Origin of the sequence: Streptomyces sp. NBC_01485 (assembly GCF_036227125.1) — a bacterium.
Taxonomy (GTDB): domain Bacteria; phylum Actinomycetota; class Actinomycetes; order Streptomycetales; family Streptomycetaceae; genus Streptomyces.
This window is the reverse complement of sequence record NZ_CP109435.1, coordinates 1,203,420-1,215,802: the sequence shown is the minus strand read 5'-3', so window position 1 is coordinate 1,215,802 and position 12,383 is coordinate 1,203,420. Positions and strand designations below refer to the sequence as shown.

The following is a 12,383-nucleotide window of genomic DNA, read 5'->3' as shown; positions in this document are numbered from 1 at the left end:
GTGGTGCAGCGCAGCCGGTGCGCTCGGACCGATCGGAGCGCGACGTGGCCGATGAGCCCACCAACGGTGAACTGGGAAGACTGATCGAGGCCCTCCGCTCGGAGATGCGCGAGGACCTGGGCGCGCTGAACACCCGCCTCGACCGTGTCGTCCCGCTCGACGTCTACACCATCGAGAAGACCCAGATGTCCAAACGGATCGACGCCCTGGAGGCAGCGCGCACGGCGGACGCCGAGCGACTGACGGCCACCCGCCGCTGGATGGTCGGCACCGTAATCACCGTCGTCGTCGCCCTGCTGCCCTACCTCGGAGCCCTCGTCGGAGGAGCCGGATCGTGACCCACACGCGGCACCGCCCCCGGAACTGGTCATGGATGAGCGACGTGCTGGTCGTCCTCGGCGCGCTACTCGCCGGGGCCGCCTTCCTCACCGTGCAGCAGCTCGCGGGCGACCTCCGAGAGGCAAACCACGCCCGCGACCTGCTGGCCGGCCAGGTGCAGAAGCTGGGGGCGACGCCGATCGCCGGGCCGCCCGGCAGCCGGGGTGACCCAGGCGAGAGCATCACCGGGCCGCGTGGGCCCGTCGGACCGTCCGGACCGCCGGGGCCTTCCGGCTCCCCTGGTTCTCCTGGGAAGGCCGGAAGCAACGGGCAGGACGGCGAGACCGGGGCCAGCGCCACCGGCGCGCCCGGTACTTCTGGAGCCGTCGGCCCCAGTGGGCCGCCCGGACCGACCGGGGCACCAGGGGCACCAGGGGCGCCGGGCCCCGCCGGGCCCGCAGGCCAGGACGGGAAGGATGGCACGGACGGGACCGATGGCCGCGATGGACCGACTTGCCCGGACGGCTACGTACTTCAGGCCCCCGCCTACGACCCGGACGCCCTGGTCTGTCGCCGAGACGCAGCTCCGGAGCCTGGCGGCAGCGACTCCGCCTCACCCCAGCCCTTGGCCCTGGATCCGCAACGCCGCCAGTACGCCTGACCACCGACAATGCCCCCCCGCCGCCTTCGGGCGGTGGGGGGGGCATTGTCGCGTCACAGCTTCCATACGCGCGAGCCGCCGCCGCGCCACTCGATCAGCCTGGACGCTTCCACGTATGCCTCGTCGGCATCGTCTATCCCGGCCCGGCGCAGGAATTCCGCAACGTCCAGTAGTCCGTACGCCATCCCCAGGAATTGATCGTCCACACGGACCCGTCGGCCGCCGTCGTCGGCGGGTGGGTAAACGACGATGCGCTGCGTCGAGGCCATGACACCAAGGTGTGGCGTGTTCCGCGCGGGCGCATGCGGGACATTCGCGGCGCGCGGGTCACCCGCACCGACGACGAGGCGGACGGCGGGTTGACGAGCCGGCCGGAAACACCGTGATCGTCTGCCATCCTGACGGCGACGCGAGGAGGCGCTGATGAGCCGCTGGGGCGAACTGATCCCGCACCGTGAGAACGACGAGAACTGCCTGTGCGGCTGCCTCGACGACATCGTGGGCACCCTGGAGGACGCACCCCCGGTGGATGAGTTCCAGATCTCCACCAGCGGCGATGGCCGCGAGCCCGTAGGTCGCGCGCTTCGAGGCTCGTGGGCTGACGGGGGCGCCCAGCACTACAGCGGCCCTTGCCTGTAAGGGCAAGGGCCGTTGAGCGGGTCCCGAGCTGCGGCTCCGGGGTACCGTTCTGAGTGTCGAGTTCAGAACGGAGACCAGTATGCCCCCGTCCGCTGAAGAACACACAGGCGCACGCATCAAGCGCGCACGCAAAATCCGTCGGTTGACTCAAACAGAGCTGGCGCGCCTGTCGAATGTTTCGTACAGCACCCTCACCAAGGTGGAGCAGGGCGTCATGCCGGCGAGCCCCTCGGTCGTAGGAGCAGTCGCCCGCGCCCTGTCCGTGCAGGTCGCCGAACTCAACGGCCAGCCCTACCTTGAGGAGCTGCGCGCCGACCAGCTCGACGGCCTGATCAACCCGATCCGTGAGGCGCTCAACGTCTACGACCTCGGACCTGACCCGGATGTGGCGCCGCGCCCCATGGGGGAGTTGGAGGATGACGCCGACACGATGTGCGCCATGGTCCGCGCCACGAAGATCAAGCAGGTGGCCGTGGAGCTGCCCGGCCTGATCTACGAGGTGACGACGGCAGCCCACAACAACCCCGGCGACCGCAGCTGGCGGCTGCTCGCGAACGTCTACCGGACTGCCTACGACGTGACCACAAAGTTGGGCTTCCCCGACCTGTGCACGGTGGCGCTTGATCGGATGGACTGGGCTGCGCAGCGGGCGTCCGACCCCGTGCTGGGCGGGATGCGGCAGTACCTGCGTGCCTTGGCCTACCTGCGAGCCAGCGACTACAAGACCGGCAAGCGTCTGGTCGCCTTGGGCGTTGCCACTCTGCAACAGGCGGAGCCGGGCCGCGTTCTCGACGTCGTCACCGGGCAGCTACACCTAGGGGCGGCTGTGCTGGCGGGACGCGACAAGGACAAGGACACGGCGGAGGGGCACCTCGGTGAGGCGGCCCGCATCGCGAAACGGACGGGCCCGGCGGAGAAGGTGCACTGGTTGTCGTTCGGGCCCACCAACGTCGGCGTCCACCGGGTGAGTGTGCTCGCGGAACTCGACATGTACGCCGAGGCGGTCGAGGAGGCGGACGAGATCGCCATCCCGGACGGCTGGCCGCCGTCCAGGCTCGCGCACCATCACGCTGAAGTGGCCCGGGCGCAGATGTGGACGGGTGAGACGGACGCAGCCTTCAAGAGCCTGCGCGCTGCTCGCAAGCTCGCCCCCCAGCAGACGCGGTATCACCCGACGGTGCGAGAGACGTACGCCGGCCTGGAGGCGGCCAAGCGGAGGATGCCCGACAGCTTCACCAACTTCGGTGCATGGCTGCATATGTGACGCAGAGTTAAACAATGGCCGGAGCTATCAGTGAGGTCTGATAGTTCCGGCCTTTGCATGTCGGCACTCTGAGATGGCAGACAAACCCCGGCGGCCTGGCAGGGCCCCGGGGCACGGTCAACGCTAGCTAGGAGCGTCAACGTGGCGAACAGTACAACCCGGGCCCCAGCGGCGGCAGAGCGAGGCCCAGCCGATCCCCCCGACATCGCCGTGATGCGGGAGACCGTGGGGATCCTGCTGGACGACGACGCCGTCGCCCTGGCCCCGGTCGGCGACGAGCTGGGCAAGCTGACGCGGGTCGTGCGCGGGTACCTGGAACTGCTCATCCCCATCGTCGAGCGGGCGGCCGAGAGGCTGGAGCGGGAGAGCGTCAACCGCTACTGCGTGCTGGCCTGTGTGGGGGAGGCGCGCGGCAAGCTGCGTACCGGGCCGGGCCAGAGAGCCGACGGGGCGATCACTCACGCCCGGCGTCTGGCCCGCGTCCTGAACGCTCTGTGCGACCACTACGACAAGATCGGCGGCGGGCGCCCGTGACCGCCGCGACCGGCACCGATTCCCTCTCGGCGGAGTGCACGGTAGCGCGGGAGCCCGGTTACGGGGACATGCACGCGTGGTGCCGTCAGACCAAGGACGTGCCGCTGCCGCACTCCACGGGCATCCTCCTCGTGGCCCGCTGCCGTTGCTCCTGCCACCGCGCCGGGAGCACCTCGTGAAGGCGGTCACCGGCCTCCTCCTGTACGTCGCGGCCGTGACTGCCCCGGTCCTCGCCCTGGTGCTGGCGCGGACACCGTTCTGACGCACCCCCATGGCGGCCGTCTCGGGTCAGGGCCGCACCCCAAGCCCCGCTGGGTGGAGTACCGGAAGTCTCTGCCCGGCGGGAACCCGCTCCGTCGGAGGTCCCGGAAGGACTCCGGCGGGGCGGCCTCCACGAAGAGAGACCGATGGACCCCATCGAGGACCAGCCGCTGCCGCCTCCAGCGCCGTTCATGTTCGGGTGCGACGAGTGCGTGCGGCTGCTGCGGGCGTTCGGCGAGATGGTCACCGCGGATGTCGGCTGCTTCACCGAACAGCTGGCAGTCGCCCGGCACATCGTTGATGACCACCCCGGCGAGGTTCCCCCGCCGCACACCCGTAACTGCGACCGCTGCCCTCACTACGCGGCTTACGCCGACGACCGCGGCGGTCTGTGGGCTGAACACCGCGCCCGCGACCTGTTCCTGCCGGAAGCCGTCGCCCGGCTGCTGTAGGCCGCGGCCCCATACTCCCGCCCTCCGGAGGGCGGGCAGCCAGAGCCTCGGCGGGCGTACCGCCAAGCACAGCCCGCCGAGGTGTCCACACCAACTGCAATCGGAGGACGCATGCAGACAAGCACCCCCCAGGCCATCGCCGCAACGACGCCACGCGATCTCATCCCGGCCGAGGCCTTCGCGGGCGTCGTCGCCACCGTGCTCGACAACAACAAGGGCATGGAGCAGGCTCTCGCCGAGCGCATCACAGAGGAGGCCCTCAAGTTCGTCGCGGCCTGCGCCAAGCGCCCCGGCCGGGGTCTGCGGCCCTCGAGGATCGTCGACGAGGGATGGCACGCGCTCATCCTGCACACCAAGGTGTACGAGCGACTGTGCAGGGCACAGGGCCGGTTCGTCCATCACGTGCCGGAGCGACCTGACCCGTCCCGGCACAACTCCTTCGAGCTGGAGCACACGAAGGCTTCGATCCAGAAGGCCGGCTACGAGGTCGACGCCCTGCTGTGGCTCGCGCCGACCGACACGTCGATCCCTGTAGCCGCCGACTGCGAGCACACGCCGCAGAGTTGTGGCTCGTGCATGGACGGCGGCCCGAACTGACACGTACGGGTGAACCCGGCTGACGGTCTGGGCCCGGGGCCCTACGCTGCCCAGCGGATGAGGAGGCACGCATGCAGGAGTGGACCGATCCACAGTACGCGTCGGCCGTCGCCGAGTTGATGGCGAGGCGCACCATCTCGCTCACCGAGCCGAGCCCACGGCGCTGCCGGGCGTGCTTCGGATTCTGCGTGCGGCTGGTCATCGCCCCGGGCGGCGAACGCCACGAGCTCAGCTGCACCACGTGCGGTGGGAGCGGGCTTCAGCCGCCGCGCCGGCGTAGTGGGCGCTAGCACCCCTCGAACGGCCCCGTCTGTCTGCCTCCCCCCGTGGCGGATGGGCGGGGCCTTACCGCGTTGGCGGAGTCCCTGTGACGCCGAAGACGGAGAGCTCCTGGTTCAGGACGGCGGCGATCCTCAGCAGGTCGCCGTAGCGGGGGTCGGCCTCGCCGGACTCGATGCGCTGGAGGTGGCGACGGCTCAGCCCGGTCGCCTCGCAGAAGGAGATCTGGTCGTAGTGTGCGGCGGCCCGCAGATCAGCGATGCGTTCGCCCAGGTCGCGACGCCGCTCGATGATCCAGTCCGGGGTGTCGCGAGGCACTCGACAAACTTGGACGCTGCATGTTCAGATGTCAGCGCCAGCCCTGGCGCTTTTTCTGATGGTTCGTCAGCAATTGCTGCGGGGCTGTGAGCGGCCCGCTCCGTCGGAGGTCCCGGAAGGACTCCGGCGGGGCGGGCTCCAGCCGATCGGCCGCCGCAGGCGCGCCTGAGGGGTATTCACGCCGCGTGTGATCGATCCGTACCGGCATATGTCCCGCGCACGGTGCTGAACCAGAAGCTCCGGTCGCATTCTGGGTGCGCGTACCGGTAGCCCCGCCGCGCCGAGGTCCGGAAGCCTCCGCCCGGCGGGGCTTCGTATTCCGGGTGCCGCACGGCAGCCGGGCCTGTCGCAGGAGGCGACCTCGGCGGCCTGTTGCCCCTCTTAATTCCCGCTGTGAGCTGCGCGTTTGGCACAAGGCTACATATCGGTGTTTTCTTGCACTACAACCATCCCGCGACAGTAACGGACGGACATGTGTGATCGCCGTATGGTCGTCTCATGACCGCCTCGGCGTTGATGCCGGGCATCAGGGTCGCACCCCTCCTCAATCCGCCGAAAACCATTCGACGCCGAACGAACCGTCGGCGATGATCGGCACCATGTTCCGGTACGCCTTCCCTCACGCAGCATCCGCCGTCGCGGATGTGCCGAAGGCTGCCGTTCCGCTCCTCGTGGCCGCTGTCGACGGCGCCCGAAGCTGACCCTCTCCGGATCGTCCGGCGGACCCCGCAGGGGGAGGGTCGGCCAGCTCCTCGGGGTCCCCGCTTCCTGACGGAACTTCCTACGGACACGCTTCGAGGTACAGCCATGCCCAAGACCGCTTACGTGCGGACCAAGCCGCACCTGAACATCGGCACCATGGGTCACGTCGACCACGGCAAGACCACCCTGACCGCCGCCATCACCAAGGTCCTCGCCGACCGCGGCACCGGCACGTTCGTGCCGTTCGACCGGATCGACCGCGCCCCGGAGGAGGCCGCGCGCGGCATCACCATCAACATCGCGCACGTCGAGTACGAGACCGACACCCGGCACTACGCGCACGTCGACATGCCGGGCCATGCCGACTACGTCAAGAACATGGTCACCGGCGCCGCGCAGCTCGACGGGGCGATCCTCGTCGTCTCCGCGCTCGACGGGATCATGCCGCAGACCGCCGAACACGTCCTGCTCGCCCGGCAGGTGGGGGTCGACCACATCGTGGTCGCCCTGAACAAGGCCGACTTGGGCGATGAGGAGCTCATCGACCTCGTCGAGCTGGAGGTCCGCGACCTGCTCACCGAGCACGGCTACGGCGGCGACTCCGCGCCCGTCGTACGGGTGTCGGGGCTCAAGGCCCTGGCCGGCGACCCGCGGTGGACGGCGTCGATCGACGCGCTGCTCGACGCGGTGGACACGTACGTGCCGATGCCCGAGCGGTATCTGGACGCGCCGTTCCTGCTGTCCGTCGAGAACGTGCTCACCATCACCGGGCGGGGGACCGTCGTCACCGGCGCGGTGGAGCGGGGCACGGTCCGCGTGGGCGAGCGGGTCGACGTGCTCGGCGCGGGCGTGGAGAGCGTGGTGACCGGCCTGGAGACGTTCGGCAAGCCCATGGCGGAGGCCCAGGCCGGGGACAACGTCGCGCTGCTGCTGCGCGGCGTGCCGCGCGACGCGGTACGGCGGGGGCACGTGGTGGTGGCGCCCGGGAGCGTGGTGCCCCGGCGGCGGTTCTCGGCGCAGGTGTACGTGCTGTCGGCCCGGGAGGGCGGCCGTACGACGCCCGTCTCGACCGGGTACCGGCCGCAGTTCTACATCCGTACCGCGGACGTGGTCGGGGACGTGGACCTGGGGGAGGTCGCCGTGGCGCGGCCGGGGGAGCGGGTCGTCATGACCGTCGAGCTGGGGCGCGAGGTGCCGTTGGAGCCCGGTCTCGGGTTCGCCATCCGTGAGGGCGGGCGGACCGTGGGGGCGGGGACCGTGACAGCCGTGCTGTGACGGCGGAGCCGCCGGCCTCCGCACGGTGAGAAACTGGGCCGGTGAACGACGAGCCCATACCTGTCACCCGAAGCGTCGACCACGGCACCGCCAAGCTGATGCCCGACGTCGACCGGGAGCGGGCCTGGCTGCTGACCGTCGACGGGGCGCCGCAGTCGTACGTCGACCTGGACGACCCGACGTACCTGGAGTTCGAGTACACGCGGCGTCTCGGGCACGTCCTGGACACCGTCGCCGAGCCGGGCCGTCCGCTGGACGTGCTGCATCTCGGCGGCGGTGCCCTCACCCTGCCCCGGTACCTGGCCGCGACCCGGCCGGGCTCCCGGCAGGACGTCGTCGAGTTCGACCGCGGTCTGCTGGACCTGGTCGCCGAGCACCTGCCCGTGCCGGCCGGGACGGGCGTCGCGCTGCACGCCGCCGACGCGCGGGCCTGGCTGGAGGCGGCCCCGGACGGCTCCGCCGACGCGCTCGTCGCCGACGTCTTCGGCGGCTCCCGCGTCCCCGCCCACCTGACGTCCCTCACCTACGCCCAGGAGGCCGGACGTGTCCTGCGCGGCGACGGCGTCTATCTGGCGAACCTCGCCGACGGGGCGCCCTTCGGCTTCCTGCGGTCCCAACTCGCCAACCTCGCCGCGGTGTTCGAGGAGCTGCTGCTCATCGCCGAGCCGGCCGTCCTGCGCGGCCGCCGGTTCGGCAACGCCGTGCTCGTCGCCGCGCACCACCCGCTCGACGTGACCGCCCTGGCCCGCCGCACCGCCGCCGACGCGTTCCCGGCCCGGGTGGAGCACGGTCCCGGCCTGCGCCGCTTCATCGGCGACGCGCGCCCGGTACGGGACGAGGACGCCGTACCGTCGCCCGTACCACCCGAGGGCGCGTTCGGCATCGGCTGAACGGGGGGCTCGTCTTCTTTTCCCTTTGGGAAGTCGCCGTCAGACCGCCCGCGCCTTCTCCTGATCCGCGTCCTCCGCCGGCGTGCCCCGCGTCACCCGCTTCGTACGCCGGGTCAGGTTCCGTACCTCCGGCACGCACAGGACCGCCGCCGTCACCACCACGACGAGCCCGGCGCAGCCCCACAGGGCCGGTGCGCGGCCGAAGGCGCCTTCCGCCGGGCCCGCCAGCGCCGTCGCCAGCGGCACCAGGGCGACCGAGCCGAACCAGTCGTAGGCGGAGACGCGCGAGAGCTTGTCCTCGGGGATCTCCTGATGCAGCGCGCAACACCTTGGTGAATGTAACCTTCAGCAACCCTCCGGCTCTGTCCCGCTTTCGCCCTATTTCCATGCAGCCGAATACCGTTGATCGCAGTCCAGCGAGTTTCCCTCCGGGCCTACGGCGCCCGACTCATTGACTGTCCTGTCATCAAGGCAGAACTCGACCCCCAACTGCCGTAACCCCACGCGTTAAGATCATGTAGAAAATCAGCAACAGGGGACTAAATGTCCGGGAGGGTGCCAGCTTCTACCCTGCGCCTAAATATTGGGTTCTCTTTTGCAGCTTCCCCTACAACTGAGAGGGAGGACCTGATTGTAGGCCCCACCCGTTGCGCCTCGTCGCGAGAGAGTCGCTCGGTCAGGCGATCGACAACCTTATTCTGATCCTCCCTTCCTACCGCAGCATCCTTGGCATAGGAAGCCGCCTCCTTTGTCGTCTTTCTTATTTCTTCGGCTCGCTTCGTATCCTGAGATTTCCGAAGATCGGCAAGGTCGGTTTCGACCATCGGCCTAACCGTTTCGCGAACGGACGGTGGCAGAAGCTGTGCAAACCTTGCTGCATCTAGGTCGCCTGTTTCCAGCTGTCGCGTTATCGCACTTACGCCTTGAGCGGCACCTTCGATTACTCCCTGCTCCTTGGCCTTCATCACCAAGTCGACGTTGCCTACTTTGAGAGAAGCGGGGAGGGTGCCCCCTATTGCCGCTACACCAAAAGCGATTGCAACAAGGAACAATGCTGCGGTACCGATATCGTTATCGGATTTGAAGGTTGCGAAGCAGGCGATTACAAGCGCACTCAACGCTACTGCCCCAGAAACTCCGCGAGATAAGGGGGGAAGGCTGGAATCGGCTTCGGTCTGTCGCCCACGCTCTTCTTTCTCAGGTTCGACGGCCATCGGATCTATCTCCTCTCAAAGGCTTGAGAGCTACCTATAGGAGATCTGTGAGATCGGAGGTGTCGGGGTAGTAAGGACTCACGACATTGATCAGGTTCGCTACCAGATCCCTTCTCGCCGCTGCGGTTAGCCGCACAACGCGCTCCCTCTGATCCAGAACATCCTGCAATACCGCAGTCATCCGGAACAAGCAGGCGACCCAATGACTCTCGAACTCGCCACCGCTTTTGGTAGAGCCCTGACCGGGAGGCTCGGGAAGATAGAAAAGACCACTGGACGAACCCTGATCAATGATTCTTCGCGCTTCTTCTTTGCTCAACTTTCTACTGACAAGCAAATCGAGTGGCATGACCGGTGCGATGAGCCGGTATGGATGCCTGTAGCCCTGCTTGTCTGCGAAGGTTTCGGTGTAATTGCACACCACTGCCACCGAGTGAACTGGATTAGTCCACTCGGACCAGTCTGGAGGATGCTCGTCCTGATGGCCTTCGTGTGCCTCATGCTCAGCCAAAAGAATCTTCGAACGTGCGGCTGCGTAGGTACAAGGAATGCCTTGGTAAATATCCCCTTGAGCTGTACGCGGGCCGCAAGTCTCGAAGTACTCATTCGAGGTGAGGCGAAAACTCATATCCTCAGGTTAGACCTGGGGGTACACATCCGCATCTGGCCGCCGCAAGTGCGCGGTCGGCAGGACGGGTATAGAGTTTGGATTTTCCATCCTGCGTGGGACGTCGAACATTTGCTGCTCAAGCCGCTCGACATCTGCCGAATTCACCTTCCGCCGACCGGTTGGCAGCGTCACGGTGGCCAAGATACCCCGGTTGGCCCAGTTGCGGATCGTGTTCTCATGTACGCCCAGTCGCTGTGCAGCTTCACGGAACGTGATACAAGGCTCACTCATTGCCCTACCTGAACTGCATTGATTGCTAAGCACACGTCCTCGGGCGCCCCTGACTGAACGCAGACTCCGTGCCGCATGCCGTCCGTGTCAATTTTGTGGCGTTTGTCGATCTTGTTGATTATGTGTGTTTGGGTCGTCTGACCTGGGCCTCTCTGCGTCGAAGAGAGCCTGGTCACATAAGGGATGATGTGCTCTTGACGGGCAGAATGGCTGATCGCGGGATACGTGCTCTGCGTCTGGCCCCGCCCCCTCTGGCGGCGCCTCGTTTGATGGTCATGACCCGCTCGTGGAAGTCGCGTGAGGCGGCCTCGCGTGGGTGTCAACGAGTAGTTCTCGGTGCCGGCGGAGCGCCATACGGCCTTCGAGCTGCTTGGTGACGTACTGGAGGCCGTTGCGGGTGGCTCGTGGAGGTAGTCGGCATCGGAGTACGGGTATGCGCGCGAGTTGGTCAATCAGAAGGAACAGCACCAGCGGCAGCGGGCGGGCCGCCGCCACCAGACCCACGTCGCCGCCGTCGCCGCCCGACTTCAGGACGGCGAACGCGGCGGCGATGAGCACACCCTGACTGCCGAGGCTCGTCACGAACGCGGCGGCGGTCAGCAGGCTGTAGTCGTGGCCCCGCCCAGGCGGGTCTGCGCGGACGGCGGCGCGGGCCGCTGGTCTTGGCGGCTTCGGCTTCGGCTTCGGCGGGCTCGGCAGGCTTGGCGGGCTCGGCGGATGGGGTCACCGGCCGACTGTCCCCGCCGGGCCCCCGAGGTGCCAGACCAATTACCCGCCGCCCACGGCTAGTTCTCCGTCGGAGTCCCGTTCAGCCTTACGGTGCTGAGGATCTGCATGATCGTGGCCTTCGGGACCTCGTCCTTCACGCCCTTCGCGCCGTACAGGTTCCACGACACGTAGTCGCCGTTGGAGTTCTTGAAGCCGAACGTGATCGCCTTGCCGTCGCTGTCGCACTTGCCCTTCTGGGGCGTGTTCGCCGACTGCGCCCAGGCGTAACTGCCCTGGATGCCGGAGGCGGTGGTGAAGGCGGTGGCCTTCTTGTCGAACGTGATGCTCTTCTTGTCCGGCTCGGTGTAGCCGCCGAAGACCCACCAGGCGGGCGTGTTGATCGCGATCTCGTCGGTGGTCTTGGCCCCGTCGGCGCCCTTGGTGCCCACCTTGGCCAGCGCGGTGTCGTCGGTCTTGCCGTCCTTGTCGGCGTCCGTGGAGCACCACTTCGACTTGAAGTCGGCCGTGCCCGACTGCAGGATCCGGTCGTAGCCGTCGGACTTCGTCTTGTCCTCCCACTCGAAGCCCTGGCTGAGCCCCGGCGACTGGACCTCCCAGTCGGCCGGCACGTCGAAGGCGATGCCCCACTTGGGGTTGACGACGACCTTCCAGCCGGCGACGGTCGGCTTCTGGGTCTCGTTGCCGCGCGGGTTGTCGTCCGTGCCGGATGAGGAAGAGGCGGACGCCGAAGGGGAGGCGGACGCCGAAGGGGAGGCGGACGTCGAGACCGTGGGGCTCGCGCTGCTCTTGCTCACGTCGGCCGGGTCGTCATCGCCGCCGCCCAGCACCAGGAACCCGGTGACACCGGCGGTCACCACGACGGCCGAGGCCGCGACGATCGCGACCAGCCTCGTCCGGTTGCCCCCGTCCCCGCTGCTGCCGCCGCCGGGCGGAGGCGTGGGCGCCCCCGCGGGCAACGGGGCGCCCCACTGCGGCGGCTGCGCGGGCTGCTGCGCATAGGGGTTGGGCTGCTGCTGGTAGCCGGGCTGCTGATAAGGGTTCGGCTGCTGGTATCCCGGCTGCTGGTATCCGGGCTGCTGGTACGGATTGTTCTGCGCCTGCGGGTTCTGCTCTCCCCCGGGCGGCTGCTGTCCTGGCCACATGGCCAGAAACCCTAATGCCGCCGGGGACACGGTCACTACACCGGTCTGGCCGGCCGAAGCTACTCGCAGGTGACATCGTGGTCATGAGCGCAGACCGGATGTCCATCGGTGAGATGCTCGCCGCCACGGTGCCCATGGCCCGGACCCTGCACCTCGAGTTCCTCGAGGCCGGTCCGGACAAGGCCCCGGCCCCGGCGTGTGTGCCGC

The 12,383-nt window shown here is 68.2% G+C and carries 18 protein-coding genes and 2 pseudogenes; 12 read left to right on the top strand and 8 right to left on the bottom strand.

From position 1 onward, the window contains the following. Nucleotides 1-44: 44 nt before the first annotated feature. Nucleotides 45-338, top strand: a complete 294-nt coding sequence (locus tag OG352_RS05115; RefSeq protein WP_329214770.1) for a hypothetical protein — start codon at nt 45-47, stop codon at nt 336-338. Further along, nucleotides 335-979, top strand: a complete 645-nt coding sequence (locus OG352_RS05110; RefSeq protein ID WP_329214768.1) for a collagen-like protein — start codon at nt 335-337, stop codon at nt 977-979. The genes OG352_RS05115 and OG352_RS05110 overlap by 4 nt, the downstream gene beginning before the upstream one ends. A gap of 53 nt (nt 980-1,032) precedes the next feature. Here the strand turns inward: OG352_RS05110 and OG352_RS05105 are convergent, their stop codons facing one another. Then, nucleotides 1,033-1,248, bottom strand: coding sequence for a hypothetical protein (locus tag OG352_RS05105; protein WP_329214766.1), 216 nt, complete (start codon nt 1,246-1,248; stop codon nt 1,033-1,035). Between the two features lie 154 nt (nt 1,249-1,402). Between OG352_RS05105 and OG352_RS05100 the strand changes: the two genes are divergently transcribed. The 7 genes from OG352_RS05100 to OG352_RS05070 all read left to right on the top strand — a co-directional run bounded on the left by OG352_RS05100 (nt 1,403) and on the right by OG352_RS05070 (nt 5,016). Further along, entirely contained in the window at nt 1,403-1,618 is a 216-nt protein-coding gene (locus OG352_RS05100; protein ID WP_329214764.1) for a hypothetical protein, read from the top strand. 79 nt (nt 1,619-1,697) lie between these two features. Next, nucleotides 1,698-2,882, top strand: a complete 1,185-nt coding sequence (locus OG352_RS05095; RefSeq protein ID WP_329214762.1) for a helix-turn-helix domain-containing protein — start codon at nt 1,698-1,700, stop codon at nt 2,880-2,882. Nucleotides 2,883-3,023: 141 nt separating this feature from the next. Continuing rightward, nucleotides 3,024-3,416, top strand: coding sequence for a DUF6415 family natural product biosynthesis protein (locus tag OG352_RS05090; RefSeq protein WP_329214760.1), 393 nt, complete (start codon nt 3,024-3,026; stop codon nt 3,414-3,416). Continuing rightward, a complete protein-coding gene (locus OG352_RS05085) occupies nt 3,413-3,595 on the top strand; it encodes a hypothetical protein (protein ID WP_329214758.1) in 183 nt (60 codons plus the stop codon). The genes OG352_RS05090 and OG352_RS05085 overlap by 4 nt, the downstream gene beginning before the upstream one ends. A gap of 228 nt (nt 3,596-3,823) precedes the next feature. Next, the gene (locus OG352_RS05080) at nt 3,824-4,129 is read left to right on the top strand and encodes a hypothetical protein (RefSeq protein ID WP_329214756.1); all 306 of its coding nucleotides are present in this window, start codon (nt 3,824-3,826) and stop codon (nt 4,127-4,129) included. Nucleotides 4,130-4,240: 111 nt separating this feature from the next. Then, nucleotides 4,241-4,726: a glycine-rich domain-containing protein gene (locus OG352_RS05075; RefSeq protein ID WP_329214754.1), complete on the top strand. Its 486-nt coding sequence runs from the start codon at nt 4,241-4,243 to the stop codon at nt 4,724-4,726. A 71-nt stretch (nt 4,727-4,797) separates the two neighbouring features. Next, complete coding sequence (locus OG352_RS05070) at nt 4,798-5,016, top strand: hypothetical protein (RefSeq protein WP_329214752.1); 219 nt, start codon at nt 4,798-4,800, stop codon at nt 5,014-5,016. 55 nt (nt 5,017-5,071) lie between these two features. Here the strand turns inward: OG352_RS05070 and OG352_RS05065 are convergent, their stop codons facing one another. Then, entirely contained in the window at nt 5,072-5,323 is a 252-nt protein-coding gene (locus OG352_RS05065; protein ID WP_329214750.1) for a helix-turn-helix domain-containing protein, read from the bottom strand. 807 nt (nt 5,324-6,130) lie between these two features. On the opposite strand from OG352_RS05065, the gene tuf reads away from it, so the two are divergent. Together tuf and OG352_RS05055 are read left to right on the top strand one after the other, a co-directional pair. Continuing rightward, on the top strand, nt 6,131-7,300 hold the full coding sequence (tuf, locus tag OG352_RS05060) for an elongation factor Tu (RefSeq protein ID WP_329214748.1): 1,170 nt from the start codon (nt 6,131-6,133) through the stop codon (nt 7,298-7,300). A 98-nt stretch (nt 7,301-7,398) separates the two neighbouring features. Continuing rightward, nucleotides 7,399-8,190, top strand: a complete 792-nt coding sequence (locus tag OG352_RS05055; RefSeq protein ID WP_329223727.1) for a spermidine synthase — start codon at nt 7,399-7,401, stop codon at nt 8,188-8,190. A gap of 39 nt (nt 8,191-8,229) precedes the next feature. On the opposite strand, the pseudogene OG352_RS05050 reads toward OG352_RS05055, so the two are convergent. The 6 genes and pseudogenes from OG352_RS05050 to OG352_RS05030 all read right to left on the bottom strand — a co-directional run. After that, nucleotides 8,230-8,511: pseudogene (locus OG352_RS05050) on the bottom strand (MFS transporter); the annotation flags it as partial. 218 nt (nt 8,512-8,729) lie between these two features. Then, nucleotides 8,730-9,404 carry a hypothetical protein gene (locus OG352_RS05045; RefSeq protein WP_329214746.1) on the bottom strand — a complete coding sequence of 225 codons (675 nt, stop codon included), beginning with the start codon at nt 9,402-9,404 and terminating at the stop codon, nt 8,730-8,732. Nucleotides 9,405-9,438: 34 nt separating this feature from the next. Beyond that, nucleotides 9,439-10,032 carry a hypothetical protein gene (locus OG352_RS05040; RefSeq protein WP_329214744.1) on the bottom strand — a complete coding sequence of 198 codons (594 nt, stop codon included), beginning with the start codon at nt 10,030-10,032 and terminating at the stop codon, nt 9,439-9,441. 9 nt (nt 10,033-10,041) lie between these two features. Then, the gene (locus OG352_RS39920; protein ID WP_443072161.1) at nt 10,042-10,305 is read right to left on the bottom strand and encodes a helix-turn-helix domain-containing protein; all 264 of its coding nucleotides are present in this window, start codon (nt 10,303-10,305) and stop codon (nt 10,042-10,044) included. A 273-nt stretch (nt 10,306-10,578) separates the two neighbouring features. Then, a complete protein-coding gene (locus OG352_RS39915; RefSeq protein WP_443072159.1) occupies nt 10,579-10,887 on the bottom strand; it encodes a hypothetical protein in 309 nt (102 codons plus the stop codon). 203 nt (nt 10,888-11,090) lie between these two features. Beyond that, nucleotides 11,091-12,176 carry a hypothetical protein gene (locus OG352_RS05030; protein WP_329214741.1) on the bottom strand — a complete coding sequence of 362 codons (1,086 nt, stop codon included), beginning with the start codon at nt 12,174-12,176 and terminating at the stop codon, nt 11,091-11,093. Between the two features lie 83 nt (nt 12,177-12,259). On the opposite strand from OG352_RS05030, the pseudogene OG352_RS05025 reads away from it, so the two are divergent. Continuing rightward, a pseudogene (locus OG352_RS05025) lies at nt 12,260-12,361 on the top strand (DUF4442 domain-containing protein); the annotation flags it as partial. Nucleotides 12,362-12,383 lie beyond the last annotated feature (22 nt).